This window comes from Nonomuraea wenchangensis (genome assembly GCF_900111685.1).
GTDB lineage: Bacteria > Actinomycetota > Actinomycetes > Streptosporangiales > Streptosporangiaceae > Nonomuraea > Nonomuraea wenchangensis.
The window spans coordinates 280064-305967 of sequence record NZ_FOHX01000001.1 but is presented as its reverse complement, the minus strand read 5'-3'; the positions used below and the strand labels follow the sequence as shown (position 1 = coordinate 305967).

Sequence of the window (25904 nt, the reverse complement as noted above, 5' to 3'; positions counted from 1 at the left end):
GTTCTTCTCCTGGTTACTGAGCGGAAGGGGAATGGCCGTTCTGGCCCGAGAGCCGGGGGAGCAGCTGGGCCAGGAGGAGGGTGGACAGCGCGGAGTCGCCCTGGCCCTGCTGGGTCCGTACGACCAGCGGCTGGGGGGCGTTCTCCGCCAGGCGGGCGCCGACGTCGAGACGCCTTCTGGCCAGCTCGTACTGCAGCACGGCCCGGTTGTCGCGGTAGGACTCGGCCAGCCGGCGCAGCGCCTTGGCCTCGTTCTCGGCGGCGGTCAGCTCGGCCCTGCCGCGCGCCTCGATCTCCCACGTGACCCGCTGGGCCTCGGTCTCCTGCTCCTCCAGCATGCGCGCGACGTCCTTGCGCGCGGTGTTGTAGGCGGCCTTGACCTCGACGACGCGGGCGTCGCGGGTCTTCTTGGAGCGCTCGATCTCCATCAGCAGCGTGTCGATGCGGCGCTTGCGGGTCAGCTCCCACTCGCGCTCGTACGCCGACAGCTCCTTGGCGACCTTCTCCCGGGTGGCCAGGTGCTGCTGGTACTGGTCGGGGAGCTGGACGTCGGGGATGTTCGCGCCGGTGATGCGCACGCCGTAGCGGCCGAGCTGCCGGTTGAGCGCGTCCTGCATGTCGCCGACGTCGGAGCCGCGCAGGTCGTAGGCCCGCTCGGTGTTGACCCTGCGGCTGCGCTGGCGGATCGCGTCCTGCACGGCGCTGGACAGCACCAGGTCGAAGTTGCCCGCCCCGATCGTGCGGTGGAAGGCCACTGGGTCGACGATCCGGAACTTCAGGAAGAACTCGATCGACTTCAGCGGCACGTTCTCGGCCGTGGGGCAGGCCACGATGGGCGCCGAGTACGGGATCTCGGTGGAGGTGTCGACGACCGCGTCCACCCGGTCCCACGGCAGCCACAGGTAGTGGCGGCCCGGCGGCAGCGTGCCGGTGATGGCGCCCCAGCGGCTGCGCACGCCGGTGGTGCCCTCCTCGATCTCGATGATCGCCTTGCGCCACATGGTGACCAGCGCGAGCAGCAGGAGCAGCAGCGCCAGCAGCGCGGCGGAGACCGTGAAGTCGGTCAGCACGGCCATGCCGGCGAAGTAGAGCGCCAGGAAGACCAGCGTCATCCAGGCGAAGCCGCGCCGGTCCTTGGGAATGACGACGGGCACGAGCTGGCCCTGCTCGCCGCCCCTCAGGAGCTGGCGGATGTCACCCCAGGAGGCGACCGACTCCTTGATCTTGGAGAACTCGCGGCTCATCGGATCTCCCCCTTGCCGGGCAGCAGGCGTTCGACGGTTCGCTCAAGGTCCTGGTCGGGCTCGGGCGGGTCCTGGGGGCCCGCGACGTCCGCGGCGGCCTTCCTGAGCAGCGCCGCGATCTCGGCCTCGCGGTCGCGGACGCGGGCGCCAATCTCGTCGAGGCGGGACCGGATGGCGGCCATGTCCTCGGCGGAGAAGAGCTGCGCCCCCTTGCCGCCCACGAGCTGCTGCGCGAGGGCGAGGAAGTCGATGTCGCTCTGCTCGCCGACCTGCACCACCTGGGGCAGCCGGGTGGCCACGGACTCCAGCTTGGCGAGCAGGTCCTGCTGGAAGCGGTAGTCGAGGATCTCGGGGGCCTCGGCGGCCGACAGCGCCCTGATGTCCAGCGCCTGCGCCTCCAGGAGGGCGGCGTTGGCGTTGGCCGTGGACTCGGCCTCGACCAGGCGCTGCCTGGCCTGCGCCGTGGCCTGGTGGGTCGCGCGCTCCAGCGCGGTGTCCATGCGGGCCTGGTAGCCGGCGATCTCCGCCTGGATGGCGCTCAGCGTCTCCTGGAGCCCGGCCAGCTCCTTGACCAGGTCGCCCTCGTTCTGCTCCTTGCGGAGCTGGAGCTCGTACTCGTAGGTGTACGCCTCCTTGGCGACCCGGACCATCTCGGGGGCGGCCAGGTCCATGCGGTACTCCTGGCTGGACGGCTCGGCGTGCGTGATGTTCACGTCCGTGAGCCGGACGGCCGGCAGGAACTGCTGGTTCAGGTTCTCCAGCATGCCGAGCGTGCTCTCGCCCACCAGGTCGTAGATGTCCTCGGCCCGCTGGGCGTAGATGAGGGAGCGGGTGACCTCGCTGATGGCGTTCTGCAGCTTGGACTGGAAGCCGCTGACCGAGCCGAGCACGAAGATGAACTCCGCCGGGTTCTCGATCCTGAACTGCAGGAACAGGTCCACGCTCGCCTTGACGCCCTGCTGCGTCGGCGCCTCGCGGATGGGGGCGTTGAACGGGTATTCACGGGTGGTGTTGACGATGTAGCTGACCCGCTTCCACGGGTTGAACAGCGTCACCCGGCCCGGGTCGGCGATGTGCACCAGCTTGCCGAACTTGGTGATGAGCGCCTTGCAGCCCTCGGGCACCATCACCACGCTGCGCCGCCACCACAGGAACGCGGCCGCGAGGACCAGCGTCACCCAGTAGTGCGGCCCGAAGAGCAGGTCGGTGTTCGGGATGACGTTGCCGAGCGCGCCGATGAGGCCGAGCACCACGAGGATGCCCAGGGGCACCAGCACCTTGGCGGTGCCGCTCTTGGGGATCACCACCGGCGAGATGACGTGCATGCCGTTCTCGGCGAAGCTGCGGTTGACGATCTCGCCGGCCTCGTTCAGCGAGGCGGTGCGCGCCTCGATGAGCGTGCCGACGGACACGCCGCCGTCCCTGTCGGCGGCGAAGTCGTGCGGGTTCAGCGCGAAGCCGGGGGCCTGGCCCTGGTTCCCCCGCGGGCCGCCGGGGGAGCCCACCTGGCCGGCGAACTGGCCGGCGACCTGGCTGACCGCCCCGCGTACGTCACCCCCTTGTGCCATCGCCTGGGCTATGCCCTGACCTGCCTGGATCAGTGCCTCTCTGGGTCGTGACATCGAACCTCTCTCTTCCACTGCCGGCGCGAATCCGACCGTATCGGGTGCCACTTACTATTCGCTTGCAAAGCGACGTCACAGGTCTATTGCGGCCTGTAGTAGGTGTGCTATCTATGTAGTAGGTCTACTACTTCTGAGGGTCGGTGAAGACAACCAGCGGCGCGGCCGCCGCGATCGAGGTCCGCGGTTTACGCATGACCTACGGGACCAAGGAGGTCCTGAGCGACGTCGGCTTCACCGTCGCGCCCGGCGAGGTCATCGCCCTGCTCGGTCCCAACGGCGCGGGCAAGACCACGACCATCGAGATCCTGGAGGGCTTCCGCGCGCCCTCCGGCGGGCACGTACGAGTGCTCGACGCCGAGCCGGTCCGCGGCGACGAGCGCTGGCGGGCCAGGCTGGGCGTGGTGCTGCAGTCGTGGCGCGACCACGGCCGCTGGCCGGTGCGCCGGCTCCTCGGCCACCTCGCCCGCTACTACGAGCCGTACGCCGCCCCCGGCAGGCCACCCTTCGGCGCCGCCGAGCTGATCGACGCCGTCGGCCTCACCGAGCACGCCGACCAGCGCGTCAGCCGCCTGTCCGGCGGCCAGCGCCGCCGCCTCGACGTGGCCATCGGCATCGTCGGCCGCCCCGAGGTGCTCTTCCTCGACGAGCCGACCGCCGGCTTCGACCCGCAGGCGCGGCGCGACTTCCACGACCTGGCGCACCGGCTGTCCGACCTCGACGACACCACGATCCTGCTCACCACGCACGACCTGGACGCGGGCATGGTCGGCTATCTCGTCGGCCGGGTGGTGGCGCTGTCCCTGACCACCGTGTGCAGCATGCTGACCATCGTCGTGGCCGGGATACTCCTGCTGCCCGCGCTGGCGGGGGTGGGGCCAGGCGGCTGGCTCGCCGTCGCCGGGCTGACCGTGCTCGGGCTGCTGTTCTCGCTGCCGCTCGGCGCGATCGTCGGCGCCATGGCGAGCAATCCGCAGACCGCGGCCGGGCTGGCGCTGATCACCACCGGCGGGCTCGTCGCCGTCTCCGGCGTCTTCTACCCGATCACCGCGCTCGCCGGCTGGCTGCAGACCGTCGCGCAGATCTTCCCGATCTACTGGCTCGGGCTCGGCATGCGCGCCGCGATGCTGCCCGACGCGGCCGCCGTCGCCGAGGTCGGCGGCTCGTGGCGGCCGGTGGAGACCGTGCTCGTGCCGGCCGCGTGGGCCGCGGCCGCGCTGGTGGCCGCCCCGCCGATCCTGCGCAGGATGGCCAGGCGCGAGTCCGGCTCCATGATGGAGGCGCGCCGCCGGCGGGCGATGCAGCGGATCGGCTGAGAAGATACGCGGTGATGAGCGAGACCGTCTACAACCGCATCGCGCTGCTCCGGGCCGAGCGGAACGTGACCAGAAGACAACTGGCCGACGCCCTGGGCGTGCACTACCAGACCGTCGGCTACCTGGAGCGCGGCGAGTACAGCCCCAGTCTTTACCTGGCCCTGAGGATCGCCGGCTACTTCGAGGTGCCCGTCGAGGTCGTCTTCTCCACCACGCCCTTCCCGCGCATCGGTGAGCGCTCCGCCTGAGGTCGGATTCTGTCGGTAGCGGCACCTACAGTGGCAACATGCGTCCGGTCACAGATTTGCAGCGGAAGGTGGCGCCGTTCGAGGTCGTCACCGAGATGACTCCCTCGGGCGACCAGCCGACGGCCATCGCCGAGCTGGAGCGCCGCGTCACGGCCGGCGAGAAGGACAGCGTCCTGCTCGGCGCCACCGGCACCGGCAAGACCGCCACGATCGCCTGGCTGATCGAGCGGCTGCAACGGCCCGCCCTGGTGATGCAGCCCAACAAGACGCTCGCCGCGCAGTTCGCCAACGAGCTGCGGGAGATGCTGCCCAACAACGCGGTCGAATACTTCGTCTCCTACTACGACTACTACCAGCCCGAGGCCTACGTCCCGCAGAGCGACACCTACATCGAGAAGGACTCCTCGATCAACGACGAGGTCGAGCGGCTGCGTCACTCGGCCACCAACTCGCTGCTCACCCGGCGCGACACCATCGTGGTCGCCTCGGTGTCGTGCATCTACGGCCTCGGCACGCCGCAGGAATACGTCGACCGCATGGCCCGCCTGCGCGTCGGCATGGACATCGACCGCGACCAGCTCCTGCGCCGCCTGGTCGACATGCAGTACACCCGCAACGACCTCGCCTTCACCCGCGGCACGTTCCGGGTGCGCGGCGACACCATCGAGATCATCCCCAAGTACGAAGAGCTCGCCGTCCGCATCGAGATGTTCGGCGACGAGATCGAGAAGCTGTCCACGATGCACCCGCTCACCGGCGAGGTCATCACCGAGGACGAAGAGCTCTACATCTTCCCCGCCTCCCACTACGTCGCGGGCGAGGAGCGCATGGCCGCGGCGGTCACGGGCATCGAGGCGGAGCTGGCCGAGCGGCTGTCGGAGCTGGAGCGGCAGGGCAAGCTGCTGGAGGCGCAGCGGCTGCGGATGCGCACGACGTACGACATCGAGATGATGCGCCAGATCGGCACCTGCTCCGGCATCGAGAACTACTCGCGCCACATGGACGGCCGGGCCCCCGGCAGCGCGCCCAACACCCTGCTCGACTACTTCCCCGAGGACTTCCTGCTGGTCCTCGACGAGTCGCACCAGACCGTGCCGCAGATCGGGGCGATGTACGAAGGCGACGCCTCGCGCAAGCGCACGCTGGTCGACCACGGATTCCGGCTGCCGTCGGCGCTGGACAACCGGCCGCTCAAGTGGGAGGAGTTCCTGGAGCGCATCGGGCAGACGGTCTACCTGTCGGCGACGCCCGGCCCCTACGAGCTGGGGCGGGCCAAGGGCGAGGTCGTCGAGCAGGTCATCCGCCCGACCGGCCTGGTCGACCCCGAGATCGTGGTCAAGCCCACCAAGGGGCAGATCGACGACCTGGTGCACGAGATCCGCGAGCGGGCCGAGCGCGACGAGCGCGTGCTCGTCACCACGCTGACCAAGAAGATGGCCGAAGACCTCACCGACTACCTCCTGGAGCTCGGCATCCGGGTCCGCTACCTCCACAGCGAGGTCGACACGCTGCGCCGCATCGAGCTGCTGCGCGAGCTGCGCACCGGCGAATACGACGTGCTCGTCGGCATCAACCTGCTGCGCGAGGGCCTCGACCTGCCCGAGGTGTCGCTGGTCGCCATCCTCGACGCCGACAAGGAGGGCTTCCTGCGCTCCGAGACGTCGCTGATCCAGACCATCGGCCGCGCCGCCCGTAACGTGTCGGGCCAGGTCCACATGTACGCCGACAAGGTCACCCCGTCCATGGAGCGGGCGATCGACGAGACCAACCGGCGCCGGGCCAAGCAGATCGCCTACAACGAGGCCAACGGCATCGACCCGCAGCCGCTGCGCAAGAAGATCGCCGACATCCTCGACTCGCTGCAGCGCGAGGACGCCGACACCGACAAGCTCCTCGGCGGAGGCGGTCGCCAGCAGTCGCGCGGCAAGGCCCCGGTCCCCGGCTTCGCCGGCCGCGCCGCCGGGCAGGTCGGGCAGCACGCCAAGGCCATCGCCGGCGAGATGCCGCGGGCGCAGATGGAGTCGCTCGTCGAGTCGCTGACCGAGCAGATGCACCAGGCGGCGGCCGACCTCCAGTTCGAGGTGGCGGCGCGGCTGCGCGACGAGATCAAGGAGCTCAAGCGCGAGCTCCGCGACATGCGCGAGGCCGGCGTGAAGTAGCCCCCGCCAGGCCGTCCGCGGGCATGGACCCGGCGCCCTCGGGCAGCGGAGCTGCATGAACAAGACGCTCACGGGGGTCCTGGCCGGCGCAGCGCTGCTGGCAGGAGGGTGTGGCGGGCAAGCCGCGCACGAAGCACAGGGGATCGAGCGGCTGGCCGCCCAGCCGCCCAGCCCGACGGGAGGCATGCCCACCCCTCTGCCCACCGGTCCGATGATGTCCACTCCCGCGACCGGCACGCCCACCGCCGGCCAGACCGGCGCCGCCGGGGCGGACGACCTGAAACGGGCCGCCCAGGCCGCGCTCGCCGCCGCCTCCGGCGCCAAACTCGTCGCGATCGAGAGCGAGGAGAACGGCAAACGCTGGGAGGTACAGGTCGCCGACCCCGACGGCACCGAGCGCCGGCTGGACGTCGCCGACGGCAAGGTCGTCTCCGGCCCGAGCGTGGAGGACAACGATCCCGAGGAAAAGGCCAAGCTCCAGAAGCTGCTGAGCGCGGCCAAGGTCGACTACACCCAGGCCCTGGACAAGATCACCGCCACCGTCCCCGAGGGACGCGTGACGGAGCTCAGCCTCGACTCCGAGCACGGCAAACCCGTCTGGGACGCTGACGTCGTCCTCCCGAACGGGACCAAGCAGGAGGTCGCAATCGACGCCGTCACCGGCGAAGCAACCACCCCCGCCACCGCCACACCCACCGAGACCGGCACACCCACGATGACCGAAACACCCACCGGAACCGAAACACCCACCGGAACCGAAACACCCACAGGCTGACCCGCACCCGCGCGCCCGGGCCCGCACCCGCGCGCCCGGGCCCGCACCTGCGCCCACGCCCGCACCTGGGCTCGCACTCGCACCCGGGCCTGGGCCTGCTCGCCTTCCCTCGGCTCCACGGCCGCTGGCCCTCGGCCTGTCTGCCGGTGGTCGGGGGCGGGGGCGGGGTCAAGGGAGGAGGGTGGCGAGGGTTCGGGCGAAGGTGTCCGGGTTGTCGAGCATGATGTTGTGGCCCGACTCCGGGACGGACAGCACCCGGACCCCGGCCGCCCGCAGGCCATCGGCGTCGTCCGGGGCGCCGCCCTCCGGATGCAGGTACGTACGCGGCATCCGCAGCGACACGAGCAGCTCGCGCATCGTGGGATCGGTGCCCCTGGCCAGGCTGACGGCCGTGCGGTGGAGCCCGCGCAGGTCGGCCAGGCGCATCGTGGACCACCAGTGCGGCCCCACGCGGTCGCGCACCTCCTTCCAGCCGCCTTCGACGAACTCCTCCTCCCCGTAGCTCGCGATGCCGCTGCCGCCGGGCGGCACCGGGACCGGGGGGTAGGGGTCGAGGTTGGCGTCCACGAGGACCAGGTGGGCGACGAGCTCGGGACGGCGGGCGGCGAGGACGATGGCCACGGCCCCGCCCATGCTGTGGGCGATGAGCGCCGCGTCGGCGACCCCTGCCTTCTCCAGGGCGGCGGCCAGCGCGCCGGCGTGGGCCTCCAGCGTGTACGCGAACTCCCGCGGCCGGTCGCTGATGCCGAACCCGAGCAGGTCGATCAGGAGGGAACGGCGGCGCGGCAGCAGCGGATGGGCGGCGACCTCCGCGTAGTAGGGGGCGGAGGTGGCGCCGAGCCCGTGGACGTAGACCCGGGCCGGGTCCGGCCCCGGCAGCTCGACCCAGCGCATGCGGGCGCCGCTGGGATGGACGATGGCATCGTGCATGGCGGTCTCCTCATACCTCGGGCTCAATATATATCGACACCGAGGTATGCTCATCGTCATGTTGGAGCTGGCGATACTCGGGTTCCTCAGTGACCATCCCCTGCACGGCTATGAGCTGCGTAAACGGGTGGCGGCCCTGATGGGACACGTACGCCCGGTGGCCGACGGCACGCTCTACCCGGCCATCAAGCGACTGGCCGCCGCCGGATGGGTGACGAGGAAGGACGAGCCGGGCGTCGCAGCCGCGCCCCGCCGCGTCCTCTACCTGACCGGGGAGGGCCGCGAGGAGCTGGAGCGGCGCCTGCGCGAGCCCGCCGACCTCGACATCAGCGACGAGAACCGCTGGTTCACGCTGCTGGCGTTCCTGCGCCACCTGGACGAGCCGGACGCGCAGGCGGCCGTGCTGCGGAGGCGGCTGGCGTTCCTGGAGGAGCCGACCAGCTTCTTCTACGACGGCGAGCGGCCGATGGCGGCCGAGGAGTTCGCGGACCCGTTCCGGCAGGGCCTGCTCGTCATCGCCCAGGCCACCAGCCACGCCGAGCTGACCTGGCTCAGGAACACGATCGCGGAGCTGGAGAAAGCCCCGGCGGCCGGATAACGGGATGCGCCGGGCCCGAGCGCATGCGTACGGTTCGGGGCATGCGTACCGTTCGGAGCAGGCGGCGATGCGGGGAGTGCGGTCACTGGGAGCCCGCAGGGGCGCCCGCCTGTGAGCGGTGCGCGGCCCTGGTGGACGAGATCGTCGAGGAGGGCTGGCGGGCCTTCGTGGAGCGCGAGTTCGGCACGGCGGACCCGCCCGGCGAACGCCTGATCGCCGAGATGGTCGTGGACGAGCCCGACCGGCACCCCTGGCGGGTGGTGGACGCCGCCTACGACCGGCTGACCTGCCCCGAGTGCGGCGGCCGGCTCAGCCGGGGCCCGGCCGGCTGCGCCCCCTGCGACCTGGCCAACGGCTTCCGTTACGCCGCCGTCGAGATCGACCGCCCTGGCGTGCCGCCGGGCAACGAGCACGCGCTGCGGGTGAACGTGGCGGTGACCCGTCGCCCGTACGGCGTCTCGGCCGCTGAGGTGCTGCTGCGCCGGCTGTCCCTGCCGATCCTGCTGGACGGCCTGCTGCCCACGACGGCCCAGGCCCAGGCCACCAAGGCGGCGGCGAACGCCGGCGCGACGGAGGCCGAGCTGGCCGCCCTGGTCTACGGGGAATGGGGACGCGGCTAGGGCCGGGCGCGTCCGTTGCCGAGGGCCTGCTTGAAGTCGGGGCATTTGACGATCGGCTCGTGATCGCAGACGGCGGCGTGCCGGAGACTGTCGCGCAGCCGGGTGAGCCGGCCGATCTGCTCGTCGAGGTCGGCGGCCCTGTCGGCCATGCGGGCACGCAGATCCGGGTCACCGGGCCGGGCCGCCAGGAACCGGTCGATCTCCGCGACCGAGAATCCGGCTTCACGCGCGCACGTGATCAGCTCCAGGCGTTCCAGCACGTCCGGGTGGTAGGTGCGGCGGAGCCCGTTGCGTCCGGCGGAGGCGATCAGTCCCTTCTTCTCGTAGAACCGCAGCGCCGAAGGCGCCAACCCGGCCCACTGCGCCACCTCGGCGATGTCCAGCCAACCCTCGTTCATCGCTGCCCCTTGACTTGAACCGCGCTTCAAGTCGCAGTCTAGACGCCATGAAGATCCATCATCTGAACTGCGGGTCCGTACGGACGATCGAGGCCACCTACGACGGTCCGCAGCCCGCACCCGCGGTGAACCACTGTCTGCTGGTCGAGACTGACGCCGACGGCCTGGTGCTGATCGAGACCGGGCTCGGCCTCGGCGATGTCCGTGATCCTGGCGGCACGCTCGGTGCTGAATGGGTTGAGATGGCACAACCCGCCCTCGATGAGGAGGAAACGGCCGTCCGCCAGATCACCCGGCTCGGCCACGCGCCGTCCGACGTCCGCCACATCATCGTCACCCATCTGGACGTGGACCACTGCGGCGGCCTGCCCGACTTCCCCGGCGCACGGGTTCATGTGCTCGCCGCCGAACTGGAGGCGGCACTGGCCGAGGCGCCCAGCCGCCGCTACCGTCCCGCCCACTGGGCTCACGGCCCCGACTGGGTCACCTACCGTCCCGCGCCAGGGGAGGAGTGGTTCGGCTTCACGGCGGTGCAGCCGGAAGGGCTGCCGCCGGAGATCAAGCTGATCCCGCTCGGCGGGCACACCGCCGGCCACGCCGGGGTCGCCGTACGGGACGGCGACCGGTGGCTCCTGCACTGCGGCGACGCCTACTACTACCACCGTGAGCTGGAGGCGGTGAAGGAGCCGCACCCGCTGCTGGACCTCGTCCAGACCGGTTCAGAGGTGCATCGCGACCTGCGGCTCGGCACCCAGGCCCGGCTGCGCGAGCTGGTACGCGACCACGGGGGCGAGGTCGAGTTGTTCTCCGCGCACGACCCGTGGGAACTGGCCCGCTACCGCTGACAGCGCGGCGGCTAGTCCGGCGGCCAGCTCAGGCTCAGGTCGAGGTCGACGTCGAAGCCGATGTCGAGCTGCAGCCTCTTGCGGTGGATGCCGGTAGGGACATAAGCCCTGACCGCCGGCTCCAGCTCGAAGGTGAAGACGACCGGCAGGCCGTCCTCCTGCTCGACCCGCCAGAAGTGCCGGATGCCGGCGTTGGAGTATTTGATCGGCTTGGTGGTGCGGTCGCGGTCCATCGACTCCTCCGAGACGACCTCCACCACCAGGTGCACGTCCTCGGGACGGAAGGAGGTGGTGCGCGGGGTGATCGCCGACTTCTCCACAAGAAGGATGTCGGGCTCCGGTCGCTGGCGCATGCCCAAGGTGACCGTCATCTCGCGCACCACCGCCAGGTGCTCCGGCGGCTTGAGACGGTTCTCGAACAGGCGGATCGCATAAAGGTGGAACGCCGTCTGGGGCGACATCATGATGAGTGACCCATCGATCAGCTCGACGTGCCGTGGCGCGCCGGGGGGAAGGTGATCGAGCATGTCGGCGGTCCAGCCGCCGGGAGGGCCGGGATAGAACCACTCAGGAAGAGCTGTGGTCATCGAAATGCCTCCTCAGTGCTCCTCACCCTGCGCATCAATGATGCCACGAAAAGTGACCGTCAGGGGCGGTCTCGGCGTTCGTCGAGGGAGCGGCGGTAGAGCTCGTCGATCTCCTCGAGGGGGTCCGGCGGGCGGCGGCGGGCCTCGATCTCCAGGTCCGTACGGGACGACAGGTCGGCGATCCCGGCGGAGGTGTGCTGGACCTGGTCGCCGAGAAGGTCGGCGCGGATGCGGGCGCACATGGCCGTCAGCGTTGCCTGATGCTCGCGCAGCCGGCCGAGCGTGGCGTGGTCCACGTAGGGGGAGACGCGGCGCTGCTGGGCGTACATGCCGAGCTGGCCGTCGTGCACCTCGGCCTGGGCCTCCAGGTCGGCGAGGAGGCGGGGCAGGTCGCCGAGGCCCCAGCCCTGACGCTGGGCGTGCTCGAAGGCCTGGCGGGTGAGGGCGACCTCCCGGCGCAGGTCGAGGCGGAGGCGTTCGACCTCGGCGGCGTCGCCCGTGCCCATCGCGTTGACGTGCGTGCTCAGCCGGGTGGCGGCCTGCTTGGCCCGGCCCGCGGCCTTTTGGCCCAGCTTGACCAGCAGGTAGATGCCGACGCCTCCGAGCAGCAGGAGGAACGCCAGAATCACCAGGACGACGACGAGGAATTCGCCGATCTCCGTCACCCCCCTTGTCGGTGTCGCTGTCTTGAGGATAGTCGGCCCCGGCGGTCCTGGCGCGCCCCGCGCCCCGCGTCAGGGCGCGTGCCAAGCAAGCACTTGATCCGGCAAGGGAGTCGTGTTTCAGTGCACAGGTCGGGGCTGGATCGCGGCGGAAGGGCGGCGGGCGTGCTGGACGGCAAGGTTGTGATCATCACGGGGGGAGCGCGCGGCATGGGCGCGGCCACCGCGCGGCGCTGCGCCGCCGGCGGGGCGCACGTCGTGCTCACCGACGTGCTGGAGGACGAGGGGGCCGCCACCGCCAAGGAGGTCGGCGGCCGGTTCCTGCCGCACGACGTGACCGACGAGGAGCGGTGGGCGACGGTGGTCGCGCGCACGGTCGAGGAGTTCGGGCGGCTGGACGGCCTGGTCAACAACGCAGGCATCGCGACCGCCGCGACCATCGAGCAGCAGTCCCTCCAGGAGTTCGAGCGAGTGCTGCGGATCAACCTGGTCGGGGTCTTCCTCGGGCTCAAGGCCGCCGCCGGGGCCATGCGGGCGTCGGGCGGCGGCGCGATCGTGAACCTGTCGTCCGTCGCGGGGCTCTTCGCGCTGCCGGGAACGGGCGGGTACGGCGCCTCCAAGTGGGGCGTGCGCGGACTGACGAAGATGGCGGCGCTGGAGTTCGCGCGGGACCGGATCCGCGTCAACTCGGTGCATCCCGGGATGATCGTCACCCCGATGACGCTGCCGTTCGGCGCCGTCTCCGGCGAGGGGACCTTCCCTCTGGCCCCGGCCGGGCGGTGGGGCGAGCCCGAGGAGGTCGCGGAGGCGATCGCGTTCCTGCTGTCGGACGCGGCGTCGTACGTGACCGGCGCGGAGCTGGCCGTGGACGGCGGCTGGACGGCGGGCGAGGCCGCCCTCCTGGGCCCGCCCCCACCCCCGGCCCCCGGTGCGGGCGGGGTGGGCTGAGCCGTGCCGTACGCAGACGTGGCCGGCGACGTCCGGCTCTTCTACACGGATGACGGCACCAGTGAACGGCCGCCGTTGCTGCTCGTGCACGGCTGGGGCACCGACTCCCACCAGTGGTCCTGGCACATCGACGCCCTGACCGCCGCCGGTCACCGCGTGATCGCCCCCGACCTGCGCGGGCACGGTTACTCGTCGGTCCCGGAGACCGGCAACACGCCCCGCGCGATGGCCGCCGACCTCAAGGCGCTCCTCGACGTCCTCGGCGTCCGTCAGGTGGTCGCGATCGGCCACTCGATGGGCGCCCAGGTGGTCTCCTTCCTCGCCGTCGAGCATCCGGACCGGGTCCGCGCGCTCGTCGCCGTCGATCCCGGCTACGGCATGTCCGACGACATCGCCCGCGGCTTCCCCCGGATGGTCGCGAGCCTGCGCGGGCCGCGCCCGCACGAGGCCGCCGAGGCCATCGACGAGTGGTGCACGAACGCCGCCACCCCCGCCGTCGTCCGCCGCTGGCACAAGCGCCGCCTGTACGGCATGGCCCCGCACGTGCTGGCCGAGGCCATGGAGGCGATGTTCGTCGCGCCGGACGCGATCGGGGCGCGGCCCGCGAGCGAGGAGTACCTGGCGCGGCGGACCTGCCCGGTGCTGTCGATCTGGTCCGACGCGGGGCGGGCGGCCTGGGAGACGGGGCTGCTGAAGGACCCGGCGTCGAGAGTCGTGTGCTGGGAGGGCTCCAGCCACCGGCTGCACGAGGAGCGGCCCGCCGAGTTCGTCGATCTGGTGACGGGGTGGCTGCGTCGAGTGGCAGCGTGAGGGGCCCCGGCGGAGCGCCGGGACCCCTCACCGCGTGGGCGCGGCAGGGTCGGGGGCCACGTGACGCCCACACGTCGCGTTCGCTACCGGGAAGGACTGTAGGGAACCGCGCGGGAGCCGCGGATCAGCCCGCAGGGTGACCGCGGATCATCCTGAAGGCTGACTCCACCCTGGCGGCCGGCTCCGGGCGGCTCGCCTGCGTGCCCGGAACCGGCGTACGCGCCGCAGCAGCCACCAGCTCAGCACGGCGAGCAGCACCAGCGCGACGATCACCAGCACCGGCAGGAAGATCGCGATCAGGCTCATGCCGAGCGAGCCCGCGTCCTCGACGGTGCTCACGACGGGGGCGCCGGCCCCGGCCGTGCCCACGTTGACGAGGGGGCGGGCGGCAGCCTTCATGGCGTGTACGGCCAGCGCGACGCCGATGCCGAGCAGCCAGCCCACCCAGGGATGCTCGGTCATCCAGGAGGACTGCTCCAGCTCGGCGGCGGCGTTGGTGGCGGAGAAGACCACGCCGCCCGAGGCGGGGCGCACCACGGTCTGGATGGCGTCGTTGACGCTGTCGACGGCGGGCACCTTGTCGAGGACCACCTCGGCGGCCAGCAGCACCGCGATGACGGCGAGCACGCCCCAGTTCGACAACCAGCCGTAGCCGTCGGGGAGCTGCACGGTGTCGGTGAAGTTCGACAGCACGCCAACGACCAGGAGCGGGATGTAGGCGTTGAGGCCGGCGGCCGTGGACAGGCCCAGGCCGGTCAGTGCGGCGAGCATTGCTCCAGTCTGCCCGGATTCAGTCGGTACGCGCGGCCTCGTTCATGAGATCCGTGAGCCCGCCGCCGGTGAACTCCGCCACGGCCCGCTCGTACTTCTCCATCCCCCAGGACCAGAAGTCGAAGTCGATGGTGTCGTTCGCGCCGTCCTGGATGGCGGCCCAGAGCGTCCAGCCGTACTTGGACATGAGGCCGAGCAGCCGGGCGCGGGCGATCTTGTGGCGCAGCCTGCGGCCGTAGTACGCGGTGACCAGCTCCTCCAGGTGGCCCGGCGGCAGGTCGGACTCGCTCCAGATGTTGCCGAGCTCGAAGCAGGGGTCGTTGTTGCCGGCGTACTCGTAGTCGATCAGCCACAGGCGCTCGCCGTCGTCGAGGATGTTGCCCGGCAGCAGGTCGTTGTTGCAGGGGACGGTGCCCTCGGCGCGCACCGCCAGACATTTCCGGATTTTTTCGGCGTCGGGCATGAAATCCAGATATCTCGCCGGTAACCGGAAGCCCCGCTCCCGCACGATCCCCAAGTACCGCCGCTGCACCTCGAACATGTCGAAGTCACGCGGGAACCGCGGCCCCGCGTGCAGCCGCCGGCACGCCTCCGCCACCCGCGGCAGGTTCGCCGGGTCCCGCAGGTCCGCCTCGGTGAAGGCGCGCGCGGGAAGATACTCCACCACCAGCACCCCCAGCTCCGGCAGGTACGCGTGCACCGGCGCCCCCACCCCCGCGTCCGCCGCCGCGAGCGAGCTGGCGTGCTCGGCGTCCCTGTCGATGGCCAGCAACGCGCCGTCGCTGGCCTGCACCCGCACGACGTACGCGCCGGCGGGCGTGACGACCTTGTAGTTGCGGTTGGTGAGCCCGCCGGGCAGCTCCTCGACCGAGCGCGGCCCGCCGCCCGGCAGGGGGACGCGGTCGAGCAGGTCGAGCAGCTCGGACGGCAGGGGAGCCTCGGGCACGGCCATGGTCGATGCTAGGCCGCCCGCCGCCGAACGGTCTAGACCTTTCAGACCCCGCCGGTTAGCCTCCGGATCATGAGCGACTCGGCCCGCATCGTGATCATCGGCGGGGGCGTCGGCGGCACGTCCGTGGCCTACCATCTGACCCGGCTCGGCGAGCGCGACGTCGTCGTGCTGGAGCGGGACGAGCTGACCAGCGGCTCCACCTTCCACTCCGCGGGCCTGGTCGGCCAGCTCCGCGCCGACCCGACGCTGACCCGCATGAACCAGTACTCGGTCGAGCTCTACCGCACCCTCGACGCCGGCTGGACCGAGTGCGGCGGCATCAAGCTGGCCTCCACGCCCGAGCGCATGGAGGAGATCCGCCGCCAGATCGGCTGGGCGCGCGCGGCGGGGCTGCCGCTGGAGGAGATCTCGGTGGCCGAGGCCGTGGAGCTGTTCCCGCTCATGGACCCGGAAGGCGTGGTCGGGGCGGCGTACCTGCCGACCGACGGCCAGATCGACCCCTCCCAGCTCTGCTACGCGCTCGCCGCCGGGGCCCGCGAGGGCGGTGCGCGGATCAGGACCGGCGTCCGCGTCCTCGGCGTCAGGACGGCCCGCGGCCGGGTCACCGGCGTCGTCACCGACCACGGGGACATCGACTGCGAGATCGTGGTCAACTGCGGCGGCATGTTCGCCGCCGAGATCGGCCGCATGGCCGGGGTACGCGTCCCGATCATCCCGATGTCGCACCAGTACGTCGTCACCGACGCCTGCCACGACCACCCCCGCCTGCCCACCCTGCGCGACCCCGACCTGCTCGTCTACTACCGGCAGGAGGTGCGCGGCCTGGTCATGGGCGGCTACGAGCGCACCTGCGCGCCCTGGACCGCCGCCCCCGACTCCTACGACGCCGTGCCCGCCGACTTCAACGGCCGCCTCCTGCCCGAGGACTGGCCGCGCTTCGAGGAGATCTCCGCCAACTCCCGGCTCCGCGTCCCCGCGATGGGCGACGTCGGCATCCGCAAGCTCGTCAACGGGCCGGAGGCGTTCACCCCCGACAACGAGTTCTGCCTCGGCGAGAGCGAGGTCGCCGGCTTCTTCGTGGCCGCCGGGTTCTGCGCCCACGGCATCGCGGGCGCGGGCGGCGTCGGCAAGGTGATGGCCGAGTGGATCGCCGGTGGCGAGCCGCCGATGGATCTCTGGCACATGGACGTACGCCGCTTCGGCCGCCACTACCGCTCACCGTCGTACACGCTGAAGCGGGCCGTCGAGAACTACGAGACCTACTACGACATCCGCTACCCCGGCGAGGAGCGCGGCGCGGGCCGGCCGCTCCGCACCTCGCCCGCCTACGCCTGGCACGCCGCCCACGGCGCCGTCTTCGGCGAGAAGGCGGGCTGGGAACGCGTCCACTACTACGCGGCCAACGACACCGGCGACGTGGGGGAGCGGCCGTACGGGTGGGCCGGGCGCGGCTGGTCGCCCGCGATCGGCGCCGAGCACCGCGCCACGCGCACGGCCGCCGGGCTGTTCGACGAGAGCTCGTTCGCCAAGATCGAGGTCACCGGCCCGGACGCGGCCGAGCTGCTGGAGCGGGTCTGCGCCAACCGGGTCGCCCGCGAGGTCGGCGCGGTCGTCTACACCCAGGCGCTCAACCGGCGCGGCGGCATCGAGTGCGACTTCACCGTCACCCGGCGGGGCGAGGAGGAGTTCCTCGTCGTCACCGGCACCGCCTTCGGCACGCACGACCTCGGCTGGCTGCGCCGGCAGGCCGCGCTCACCGGCGCGAAGGCCAGGATCGCCGACGTGACCGGCCAGTACGCCTGCTTCGCCCTGTGGGGCCCGCGCGCCGCGGACGTCGTCGCCGGGCTCACCCCGGGCCCTATGGACCTGCCGTTCATGACCGCCCGCGAGACCACCGTCGGCGACGTGCCGGTGCTGGCGCTGGCCGTGACGTTCGTCGGCGAGCCGGGCTGGGAGCTCTACTGCTCCAGCGAGTACGGCCGCGCGCTCTGGGAGACCCTGTGGCGTGCCGGGCAGCCGCACGGCCTGGTGGCGGGCGGCTACCGGGCCATCGACAGCCTCCGGCTGGAGAAGGGCTACCGCGTGTGGGGCGCGGACATCGGCCCGGAGACCACACCGTACGAGGCGGGCCTCGGCTTCTGCGTCAAACCGGACAAGGACTTCATCGGCCGCGACGCGCTCGACCCCGACCCGGAACGGCGGCTGCGCTGCCTCGTCCTCGCCGACCCGCGGGCCGTGGCGCTCGGCAACGAGCCGGTCGGCCTGGCCGGCCGGGTGGTGTCACGGGTGACCTCCGGCGGCTACGGCCACACCGCCCGCGCCTCCATCGCCTACGCGTACCTGCCCGTGGAGGCGGGCGTCGGCGCCGAGGTGGAGGTCGAGATCGAGGGCTCCCGCGTGGCCGGCACGGTCGTCAAGACGCCGCTCACGTGATGCCGCTGCGCACCGAGATCCGCACCCGGTCCGGGCGGAACAGGTCGCGGGCGTACTCCACCGGCGTGCCGCCGGCCGCGTACGCCGTCCGCTCGATGAGCATGAGCGGCGCGCCCGGCTCGATGCCCAGCTCGGCGGCCTCCCCGGCGCCGGCGATCACGGGGTCCAGGTGCTCGACCGCCGTCCGCGGCTCCAGGTCGTAGCGGGCGGCGAGCAGCGCGTAGAGCGAGCCCGTCAGGTCCTCGCCGAGGAAGCCGGGCAGCGGCGGGAAGAACGAGCGCTCCAGCGCCACCGGCGAGCGGCCCGCCGAGCGCACCCGGGCCACCTCGTGCACCGGCGAGCCCGCCGCGACGCCCAGCGCCCGCGCCGCCGGGCCGGGCGCGGGCACGGTCGCGGCGGTCAGGACGCGCGCCCCGGCCCGCAGGCGGGCCCGGCGCATCTGCTCGGTGAACCCGGCGAGCCCGGTCAGGTCGCACTCGACGCGCGGCTCGGACACGAACGCCCCGCCCGCGCGGCCCGGCACCCGTACCAGCAGGCCGTCGCGCTCCAGCGTGGCGAGGGCCTGGCGCAGCGTCATCCGGCTCACGCCGAGCCGCCCGGCCAGCTCCCGCTCGCCGGGCAGCCGGTCGCCGGGCGCCAGCTCGCCCTGGTCGATCGACTCCAGCAGCCACCGCTCGATCTGCACGTGCGCGGGGACGCCGGTGCCGCGTTCCAGCTCAGGCGGAGTGCCGACCACAGGCGCAGGCTACCCCGGCGGAGCGCTCACTCCGAGAGGCGGGCGGGCTCATCCCGAGAGGCGGGCGGGCTCACTCCGAGAGGCGGGCCAGGCGCTCGACCGCCTCCGCGAACTCGCTGACCATCTCGTAGACCACCTGCCGGGCGGGCTTGATCTGGTCGAGCTGCCCCACGACCTGCCCCACGAAGTAGTTGGCCAGCTCCACCGCGCCCGGCTCGCCCCTCTCCGCCGCCGAGGTGATGCGGGCCATCGCCCCTTCGGCGATGAGCATCTGCAGCGGCATGCCGAGCGGTCCGGGGCTCTCCTGGGCGGCGTCCCACTCCTGCGTCCAGGCGGACTTGAGCTGGCGGGCCGGCTTGCCGGTGCGCGAACGCGAGCGGACCGTGTCGAGTGACGAGGCGGCCAGCATCTTGCGCTTGACCGCCAGAGCCGTCTCGGCCTCCTCCGTGGTCAGCCAGACCGAGCCGCACCACACGCCCTGCGCGCCGAGCGCCATGGCCGCCGCCATCTGCCGCCCGGTGGCGATGCCGCCCGCGGCCAGCACCGGCACCGGCGCGACCGCGTCCACGACCTGCGGCACCAGCACCATCGTGGAGATCTCCCCGGTGTGGCCGCCCGCCTCGGTGCCCTGCGCCACGATGAGGTCCGCGCCCGCGGCCACCTGCCTGCGCGCGTGCTCCACGGTGCCGACCAGCGCCGCGACCGGCACCCCGGCCTCCCGCGCCTTGGCCACCATCTCCGGCGGTGGCGGGCCCAGGGCGCTCGCGATCAGCCCGATCGGGTGCTTGAGCGCCACGTCCACCAGGCTCGACGCGCCCGCCGCCGTCACCCGCCGGCCGAAGGAGTCCGCCGTCGCCGCCATCGGCTGCGCCGACCCGCCCACCCGGTACTTGGACATCAGGTGGGCGACGAAGTCGCGGTGCCGCTCGGGCACGAAGTCCATCAGGTGGCCGCCCTCCAGCGCGGCGGCGTCCACCTTGCCGGGCACGAGCACGTCCACCCCGTACGGCCTGCCGCCCACCTGCTCGTCGATCCAGGACAGCTCGTTGTCGAGCTGCTCGGGCGAGTACGCGACCGCGCCCAGCACCCCGAACCCGCCCGCGTTCGTGACCGCGGCCACGACGTCCCTGCAGTGGCTGAAGGCGAACAACGGGAACTCGACGCCGAGACGTTCACACACAGGGGTCCTCATGGCCTGACGCTAACCGACCGAAGGAAGTTCGGTCCATCCCCTGACCGCGGCGGCGTCCAGGCTCAGGGCGCCGTGTCCGGCCGTACGGGATCGTGCCAGCCCAGCTCCGGCGTGTAGCCGCGGACCCGCCGCGCCGGCACCCCCGCCACCACGCTGTGGTCGGGGAACGTGCCGCGCACCACCGCGCCCCCCGCCACCACGCACTGCCGGCCGAGCGTGGTGCCCGGCAGGATGATCGCCCCGGCGCCCAGCCACGAGCCCGAGCCGATCGAGACGGGGCTGTTGCGCGGCCACTGCCGGCCGATCGGCACGTCGGGGTCGTCGTAGACATGGTTCTGGTCGGTGATGTAGACGTACGGGCCGGTGAAGACGTCGTCGCCGATGTCGATCGACTGGTGGGCCACGATGTGGCTGCCCCGGCCGATCGAGCAGCCGCGGCCGATCCTCAGGATGGAGGAGGGGCCGAGGTCAAGGCCGGGGTTCATGCCGCAGGACATCGACACGCGCTCGCCGATCAGCGTGTGGTCGCCGATCTCGATGTACGTCTCGCCGAAGATCGCCCCAGGAGGGAACGCGATGCTGACCCCGTCGCCGATCCGGCGGAACCGGTGGCCGCCCGGAGTGGCCGGAGTGATCGCGCCGGCGCGGCGGATCGCCGTGTAGGCACGATGGATCGCAACGTTCACGACCCGCCGAACTAGTGACATAGCCACCAAAGTTACCGCTAGGTCATACCGTTCGGGCATGTGAGGGGCGTTGTTTGATATCCTGAGAGCCCGTGGACACTTCGACCACACATCGAGCCACGGGAGCCCCTTTGCGCAGCGCATCGCAAACCAAGCATCTGTTCGTCACCGGCGGTGTCGCCTCCAGTCTCGGCAAGGGGCTCACGGCCTCCAGCCTCGGTCGCCTGCTCAAGGCACGCGGTCTCCGGGTCACCATGCAGAAGCTCGACCCCTACCTCAACGTGGACCCCGGGACGATGAACCCGTTCCAGCACGGCGAGGTGTTCGTCACCGACGACGGCGCGGAGACCGACCTCGACGTCGGCCACTACGAGCGTTTCCTCGACACCGACCTGCACGGCTCGGCCAACGTCACCACCGGCCAGGTCTACTCCAACGTCATCGCCAAGGAGCGGCGGGGCGAATACCTCGGCGACACCGTCCAGGTCATCCCGCACATCACCAACGAGATCAAGGACCGCATCCGGGGCATGGCCGGTCCCGAGGTCGACGTGGTCATCACCGAGGTCGGCGGCACCGTCGGCGACATCGAGTCGCTGCCGTTCCTGGAGGCCGTCCGGCAGATCCGGCACGAGGTGGGCCGCGACAACGTCTTCTGCCTGCACGTCTCGCTGCTGCCCTACATCGGGCCGTCCGGCGAGCTCAAGACCAAGCCCACCCAGCACAGCGTGGCCGCGCTGCGCAGCATCGGCATCCAGCCCGACGCCATCGTGCTGCGCTCCGACCGGTCCGTGCAGACGGCGATCAAGCGCAAGATCAGCCTGATGTGCGACGTCGACGAGGACGCCGTGGTCTCCGCCGTCGACGCCGCCTCCATCTACGACATCCCGAAGGTGCTCCACTCCGAAGGACTCGACGCCTACGTCGTGCGCCGGCTCGGCCTGCCCTTCCGCGACGTCGACTGGAAGGAGTGGGAGGAGCTGCTGCGCCGGGTGCACCGGCCGGCGAAGGAGGTCACGATCGCGCTGGTCGGCAAGTACATCGACCTGCCCGACGCCTACCTGTCGGTCACCGAGGCGCTGCGCGCGGGCGGCTTCGCCAACGACGCCCGGGTCAACATCCGCTGGGTCAAGAGCGACGACTGCGAGACGCCCGAGGGCGCCGAGCGCGAGCTCGACGGCGTGGACGGCGTGCTCATCCCCGGCGGGTTCGGCGTACGCGGCATCGAGGGCAAGATCGGCGCGATCCGGCACGCCAGGGAGCAGAAGATCCCGCTGCTCGGCATCTGCCTCGGCATGCAGGGCATGGTCATCGAGGCCGCCCGCAACATGGCCGGCATCACCGACGCCAACTCCACCGAGTTCGACCCCGACACCAAGCACCCGGTCATCTCCACCATGGCCGACCAGGAGGACGTCGTCGCCGGCGAGCGCGACATGGGCGGCACCATGCGCCTCGGCAGCTACACCGCCAAGCTCGCCGAAGGCTCGCTCGCCCGCCGGCTCTACGGCGGCAAGGCCAAGGCCGACGAGCGCCACCGCCACAGGTACGAGGTCAACAACGCCTACCGCGAGCAGCTTGAGCGGGTCGGCCTGGTCTTCTCCGGCCTGTCGCCCGACGGCCGCCTGGTCGAGTACACCGAGCTGCCGGTGGAGACGCACCCGTTCTTCGTCGGCACGCAGGCGCACCCCGAGTTCCGTTCCCGCCCGACCCGCGCCAACCCGATGTTCAAGGGCCTTATCGGCGCGGCGCTCGACTACGCCGAGGGCCGGGTGGGCGCTAGGGTCGCCCCGTGAGCCCAACCGTGATCAGCGACACGCCCGAGTCGTGGGACGTCGTCGAGAGCAAGGAACGTTTCTCCGGTTACGTCATCCGGGTGGTCACCGACACCGTCAGGATGCCCCGCGACGAGGTCGCCGACCGCGACTACGTGGTGCATCCCGGCTCCGTCGCGGTGCTCGCCCTCGACGACCTCGACCGTGTCCTCATGATCAGGCAGTACCGCCATCCGACCCGGCGGCTCATGTGGGAGCTGCCGGCCGGGATCCGCGACGTGGCGGGCGAATCGCTGGTCGACGGGGCGGCCCGCGAGCTGGCCGAGGAGGCCGGCTACCGGGCGGCCACCTGGCACACCCTCGTCGACCTGCGCACCTCGCCCGGCATGAGCGACGAGCGCATCCGCGTCTTCCTCGCCCGCGACCTCACCAAGATCCCCGACGAGGAGAACGGCTTCGTGCACCGGCACGAGGAGGTCGACATGCCGGTCGAATGGGTCCCCCTGCCCGACGCGGTCGAGAAGGCGCTCATGGGTATGATCCACAATTCCCCGGCCGTGGCCGGTATCCTCGCCGCATATGCGGCTTCGGTCGAGGGTTTCGCGACGTTGCGCCCGGCCGACGCCCCGGAGGCGTGACGTATCGGGAAGGACCGGCTCGTGGAGGCAGTGCTCTCCAGCTACCTCGCCCATCTGGCGGTGGAGCGGGGCCTGGCCGCCAACACGCTTGCGTCCTACCGCCGTGACCTGCGCCGCTACATGGAGCACCTGCAGGCGCGCGGCCGTGCCGAGCTCGGCGAGGTGGGGGAGGCCGACGTACAGGCCTTCCTCGCCGCGCTGCGCGAGGGCGACGGCGAGCATCCCGCGCTCGTCGCCAGCTCGGCCGCGCGCGCGGTGTCGGCCGTACGCGGCCTGCACCGCTTCGCCCTGCGCGAAGGCGTCACCGCGCACGACCCCGCCCACCAGGTGCGCCCGCCGCGCCAGCTCCGCCGGCTGCCCAAGGCCATCACGGTGGACGAGGTCGAGCGGCTCATCGCCGCCTCCGGCCCCGACGGCGCGCCCCTGACCCTGCGCAACCGCGCCCTGCTGGAGGTCCTGTACGGCACCGGCGCGCGCATCTCCGAGGCCGTCGGCCTGGCCGTCGACGACCTGGAGGACGACCAGGTGCGCCTGCGCGGCAAGGGCGGACGCACCCGCGTCGTCCCCCTGGGCCGCTACGCCCGCGCCGCGCTCGACGCCTACCTCGTCCGCGCCCGGCCCGGCCTGCTCGCGCACGGGCGCGGCACGCCCGGCATCTTCCTCAACGCCCGCGGCGGACGCCTGACCAGGCAGGGCGCCTGGGAGGTGCTCCAGGCCGCCGCCGAACGAGCCGGACTCGACGGGATAAGCCCCCACGTCCTACGGCACTCCTTCGCCACCCATCTCCTCGACGGCGGCGCCGACGTCAGAGTGGTCCAGGAACTGCTCGGCCACGCCTCGGTCACGACCACGCAGGTCTACACCCTGGTCACCGTCGACAAGCTCCGAGAGGTCTACGCGGCGGCGCACCCGCGCGCCCGGCAGTGATCTATAGTCTTTTGGGACGTGCGGCGGCGACGGCGTGCCGCCTTGCCGCCTTAAGTGGTGACGCCATAGTGTCCGTCCGGACGGTCCGGTTCGGGACCGTCAGGGAGGTTCGAGCTGGTGACTGTGACGACCAAGGGTTCGACCCCGGGGACCCCCGACAACCCCTGGGGCGACACGAAGACCAACGCGCCTTCCAACGGCGTCAACCTGGGGCCCACGCAGCGGCCACGGCCGGTGTTCCCCGAGCCGGTGCCACCCGCCGTGCACGGCCCGGCGCGCGTCGTCGCGATGGTCAACCAGAAGGGCGGGGTCGGCAAGACCACGACCACCATCAACCTGGGCGCCGCCCTCGTCGAATACGGCCTCAAGGTGCTGCTGGTCGACTTCGACCCCCAGGGCGCGCTCTCCGTCGGACTGGGCATCAACCCGCTCCAGCTCGACCTGACCGTCTACAACCTCCTCATGGAGCGCGGCGTCACCGCCGAGGAGGTGCTGCTGCAGACCGGCGTCGAGGGCCTCGACCTGCTGCCCAGCAACATCGACCTGTCCGCCGCCGAGGTCCAGCTCGTCACCGAGGTGGCTCGCGAGCAGGTGCTCGGCCGCGTCATCAAGCCGCTGCTGCCGCACTACGACGTCTGCCTCATCGACTGCCAGCCGTCGCTCGGCCTGCTCACCATCAACGCGCTGACCTGCGCCCACGGCGTCATGGTGCCGCTGGAGTGCGAGTTCTTCGCCCTGCGCGGCGTCGCGCTGCTCATGGACACCATCTCCAAGGTCCAGGAGCGCCTCAACGAGGACCTCGAGATCGAGGGCCTGCTCGCCACCATGTACGACGCCCGCACCCTGCACGGCCGCGAGGTGCTGGCCCGCGTGGTCGAGGCGTTCGGCGACAAGGTGTTCCACACGGTCATCAACCGCACCGTGCGCTTCCCCGACGCGACCGTGGCCGGCGAGCCGATCACCACGTTCGACCCCTCCTCGCTGGGCGCCAACGCCTATCGCGAGCTGGCCCGCGAAGTGCTCTCGCGCTGGCCGGCACCTGCCACAATGTCCAGGTGACCACCGCCGAGCAGAGCGACCCCCAGGGCTTCCAGGTCCACCTGGACGTCTTCGAAGGGCCCTTCGATCTGCTCCTCGGCCTCATCGCCAAGCACAAGCTGGACATCACCGAGGTCTCGCTCTCCAAGGTCACCGACGAGTTCATCGCCTACATCCGCTCCCGGGGCCCCGAGTGGGACCTCGACCAGACCAGCCACTTCCTGCTGGTCGCGGCCACGCTGCTCGACCTCAAAGCGGCCCGGCTGCTGCCCTCCGGGGAGGTCGAGGACGAGGAGGACCTGGCGCTGCTGGAGGCCAGGGACCTGCTGTTCGCGCGGTTGCTGCAGTACAAGGCGTACAAAGAGGTGGCGAAGGTCTTCTCCGGGCTCATGGCGGAGCAGGCGCTGCGCTTCCCACGCACCGTGCAGATGGAGCCCCAGTTCGCGAACCTGCTGCCCGAGCTGGTGCTCGGCATCGGGCCCGAGCAGCTCGCCAGGATCGCGGCGCGGGCCTTCACGCCCAAGGCGCCGCCCACCGTCGGCCTCGGGCACATCTACGAGCCGCTGGCCAGCGTCAAGGAGCAGGCCGCGATCCTCGTCTCCCACCTGCGGCGGCTGCGCCGGGCCACCTTCCGCGCGCTCGTCGCCGACTGCGCGGGGACCTTCGAGGTCATCGCGCGGTTCCTGGCCGTGCTGGAGCTGTTCCGGGAGGCGGCGGTGACCTTCGAGCAGGTCGAGCCGCTGGGCGACCTGCACGTCACCTGGACCGGGGCTGATGAGGGAGATGTGGCGGTGGGGGACGACTACGAGGAATCCGCGGAGAAGCCACGCAATGACTGACAGCCCCAACCCGCCCGACCCCCGCCAACCTTTGCCCGCCTGGATGACCCTCCCCGGCTCCCTGGCGCACCAGGCGGACCCTCCTACCGACGAACCTCAGCCCGCTGAGGCCCCCGAGCTTGCCCACGAACCTCAGCCTGCTGAGGACGCCGGGCC

General features: G+C 71.6%; 26 protein-coding genes. 15 read left to right on the top strand and 11 right to left on the bottom strand.

Features of this window, described 5'->3' with window-relative positions; all coding sequences use genetic code 11:
- Positions 1-13: 13 nt before the first annotated feature.
- Both BMW85_RS01525 and BMW85_RS01520 read right to left on the bottom strand, forming a co-directional pair.
- A complete protein-coding gene (locus BMW85_RS01525) occupies positions 14-1243 on the bottom strand; it encodes an SPFH domain-containing protein (protein WP_091075862.1) in 1230 nt (409 codons plus the stop codon).
- The gene (locus BMW85_RS01520; protein WP_245774548.1) at positions 1240-2865 is read right to left on the bottom strand and encodes an SPFH domain-containing protein; all 1626 of its coding nucleotides are present in this window, start codon (positions 2863-2865) and stop codon (positions 1240-1242) included. The genes BMW85_RS01525 and BMW85_RS01520 overlap by 4 nt, the downstream gene beginning before the upstream one ends.
- Before the next feature lie 194 nt (positions 2866-3059).
- Here BMW85_RS01520 and BMW85_RS52450 point away from each other — a divergent pair, with 194 nt between their 5' ends.
- Genes BMW85_RS52450 through BMW85_RS01500 form a run of 4 tightly spaced genes read left to right on the top strand, consistent with a single transcriptional unit; the run spans position 3060 to position 7363 of the window.
- Entirely contained in the window at positions 3060-4181 is a 1122-nt protein-coding gene (locus tag BMW85_RS52450; RefSeq protein WP_425434315.1) for an ABC transporter ATP-binding protein/permease, read from the top strand.
- A 14-nt stretch (positions 4182-4195) separates the two neighbouring features.
- Positions 4196-4429, top strand: a complete 234-nt coding sequence (locus BMW85_RS01510; protein WP_020543761.1) for a helix-turn-helix transcriptional regulator — start codon at positions 4196-4198, stop codon at positions 4427-4429.
- 38 nt (positions 4430-4467) lie between these two features.
- Positions 4468-6588 (top strand): excinuclease ABC subunit UvrB, encoded by a 2121-nt coding sequence (gene uvrB / locus BMW85_RS01505; protein WP_091075855.1) that lies wholly within the window; start codon positions 4468-4470, stop codon positions 6586-6588.
- 55 nt (positions 6589-6643) lie between these two features.
- Positions 6644-7363, top strand: a complete 720-nt coding sequence (locus BMW85_RS01500; protein ID WP_143082062.1) for a PepSY domain-containing protein — start codon at positions 6644-6646, stop codon at positions 7361-7363.
- Positions 7364-7531: 168 nt separating this feature from the next.
- Here the strand turns inward: BMW85_RS01500 and BMW85_RS01495 are convergent, their stop codons facing one another.
- A complete protein-coding gene (locus BMW85_RS01495; protein ID WP_177240448.1) occupies positions 7532-8293 on the bottom strand; it encodes an alpha/beta fold hydrolase in 762 nt (253 codons plus the stop codon).
- 58 nt (positions 8294-8351) lie between these two features.
- Here BMW85_RS01495 and BMW85_RS01490 point away from each other — a divergent pair, with 58 nt between their 5' ends.
- Both BMW85_RS01490 and BMW85_RS01485 read left to right on the top strand, forming a co-directional pair.
- Positions 8352-8891 (top strand): PadR family transcriptional regulator, encoded by a 540-nt coding sequence (locus tag BMW85_RS01490; RefSeq protein ID WP_091077097.1) that lies wholly within the window; start codon positions 8352-8354, stop codon positions 8889-8891.
- 41 nt (positions 8892-8932) lie between these two features.
- The gene (locus BMW85_RS01485) at positions 8933-9511 is read left to right on the top strand and encodes a hypothetical protein (RefSeq protein WP_245774547.1); all 579 of its coding nucleotides are present in this window, start codon (positions 8933-8935) and stop codon (positions 9509-9511) included.
- On the opposite strand, the gene BMW85_RS01480 is transcribed toward BMW85_RS01485, so the two are convergent.
- Positions 9508-9909: a MerR family transcriptional regulator gene (locus tag BMW85_RS01480; RefSeq protein ID WP_091075847.1), complete on the bottom strand. Its 402-nt coding sequence runs from the start codon at positions 9907-9909 to the stop codon at positions 9508-9510. The genes BMW85_RS01485 and BMW85_RS01480 overlap by 4 nt on opposite strands.
- Positions 9910-9956: 47 nt before the next feature.
- On the opposite strand from BMW85_RS01480, the gene BMW85_RS01475 reads away from it, so the two are divergent.
- Entirely contained in the window at positions 9957-10754 is a 798-nt protein-coding gene (locus BMW85_RS01475) for an MBL fold metallo-hydrolase (protein ID WP_091075844.1), read from the top strand.
- Between the two features lie 11 nt (positions 10755-10765).
- Here the strand turns inward: BMW85_RS01475 and BMW85_RS01470 are convergent, their stop codons facing one another.
- Complete coding sequence (locus BMW85_RS01470) at positions 10766-11341, bottom strand: Uma2 family endonuclease (protein WP_091075842.1); 576 nt, start codon at positions 11339-11341, stop codon at positions 10766-10768.
- 59 nt (positions 11342-11400) lie between these two features.
- Complete coding sequence (locus BMW85_RS01465) at positions 11401-12006, bottom strand: hypothetical protein (protein ID WP_091075840.1); 606 nt, start codon at positions 12004-12006, stop codon at positions 11401-11403.
- Between the two features lie 120 nt (positions 12007-12126).
- On the opposite strand from BMW85_RS01465, the gene BMW85_RS01460 reads away from it, so the two are divergent.
- Both BMW85_RS01460 and BMW85_RS01455 read left to right on the top strand, forming a co-directional pair.
- Positions 12127-12951, top strand: coding sequence for a glucose 1-dehydrogenase (locus tag BMW85_RS01460; RefSeq protein ID WP_281249540.1), 825 nt, complete (start codon positions 12127-12129; stop codon positions 12949-12951).
- A gap of 3 nt (positions 12952-12954) precedes the next feature.
- Positions 12955-13761 carry an alpha/beta fold hydrolase gene (locus BMW85_RS01455; RefSeq protein WP_091075838.1) on the top strand — a complete coding sequence of 269 codons (807 nt, stop codon included), beginning with the start codon at positions 12955-12957 and terminating at the stop codon, positions 13759-13761.
- A 147-nt stretch (positions 13762-13908) separates the two neighbouring features.
- Here the strand turns inward: BMW85_RS01455 and BMW85_RS01450 are convergent, their stop codons facing one another.
- Together BMW85_RS01450 and BMW85_RS01445 are read right to left on the bottom strand one after the other, a co-directional pair.
- Positions 13909-14532, bottom strand: coding sequence for a DUF4126 domain-containing protein (locus tag BMW85_RS01450; RefSeq protein WP_091075834.1), 624 nt, complete (start codon positions 14530-14532; stop codon positions 13909-13911).
- Between the two features lie 19 nt (positions 14533-14551).
- A complete protein-coding gene (locus tag BMW85_RS01445) occupies positions 14552-15484 on the bottom strand; it encodes a choline kinase family protein (protein WP_091075832.1) in 933 nt (310 codons plus the stop codon).
- 69 nt (positions 15485-15553) lie between these two features.
- On the opposite strand from BMW85_RS01445, the gene BMW85_RS01440 reads away from it, so the two are divergent.
- Positions 15554-17917: a GcvT family protein gene (locus BMW85_RS01440; protein WP_091075830.1), complete on the top strand. Its 2364-nt coding sequence runs from the start codon at positions 15554-15556 to the stop codon at positions 17915-17917.
- On the opposite strand, the gene BMW85_RS01435 is transcribed toward BMW85_RS01440, so the two are convergent.
- The 3 genes from BMW85_RS01435 to BMW85_RS01425 form a co-directional block, all read right to left on the bottom strand.
- Positions 17910-18653 (bottom strand): GntR family transcriptional regulator, encoded by a 744-nt coding sequence (locus BMW85_RS01435; RefSeq protein WP_091075828.1) that lies wholly within the window; start codon positions 18651-18653, stop codon positions 17910-17912. The two genes, BMW85_RS01440 and BMW85_RS01435, sit on opposite strands and share 8 nt — an antisense overlap.
- Positions 18654-18723: 70 nt before the next feature.
- A complete protein-coding gene (locus BMW85_RS01430) occupies positions 18724-19845 on the bottom strand; it encodes an NAD(P)H-dependent flavin oxidoreductase (RefSeq protein WP_091075825.1) in 1122 nt (373 codons plus the stop codon).
- A 62-nt stretch (positions 19846-19907) separates the two neighbouring features.
- A complete protein-coding gene (locus BMW85_RS01425) occupies positions 19908-20531 on the bottom strand; it encodes a DapH/DapD/GlmU-related protein (RefSeq protein WP_091075822.1) in 624 nt (207 codons plus the stop codon).
- 131 nt (positions 20532-20662) lie between these two features.
- On the opposite strand from BMW85_RS01425, the gene BMW85_RS01420 reads away from it, so the two are divergent.
- From BMW85_RS01420 to BMW85_RS01400, 5 genes are all read left to right on the top strand, one after another.
- Positions 20663-22327, top strand: a complete 1665-nt coding sequence (locus BMW85_RS01420) for a CTP synthase (protein ID WP_091075820.1) — start codon at positions 20663-20665, stop codon at positions 22325-22327.
- The gene (locus tag BMW85_RS01415) at positions 22324-22944 is read left to right on the top strand and encodes an NUDIX domain-containing protein (RefSeq protein ID WP_245774546.1); all 621 of its coding nucleotides are present in this window, start codon (positions 22324-22326) and stop codon (positions 22942-22944) included. The genes BMW85_RS01420 and BMW85_RS01415 overlap by 4 nt, the downstream gene beginning before the upstream one ends.
- 21 nt (positions 22945-22965) lie before the next feature.
- Positions 22966-23871, top strand: a complete 906-nt coding sequence (gene xerD, locus BMW85_RS01410) for a site-specific tyrosine recombinase XerD (RefSeq protein ID WP_177240446.1) — start codon at positions 22966-22968, stop codon at positions 23869-23871.
- Between the two features lie 123 nt (positions 23872-23994).
- Positions 23995-24930 carry a ParA family protein gene (locus tag BMW85_RS01405; protein WP_393181595.1) on the top strand — a complete coding sequence of 312 codons (936 nt, stop codon included), beginning with the start codon at positions 23995-23997 and terminating at the stop codon, positions 24928-24930.
- Positions 24927-25748 (top strand): segregation and condensation protein A, encoded by an 822-nt coding sequence (locus tag BMW85_RS01400; protein WP_091075808.1) that lies wholly within the window; start codon positions 24927-24929, stop codon positions 25746-25748. Before BMW85_RS01405 ends, BMW85_RS01400 begins: the two co-directional genes overlap by 4 nt.
- Positions 25749-25904 lie beyond the last annotated feature (156 nt).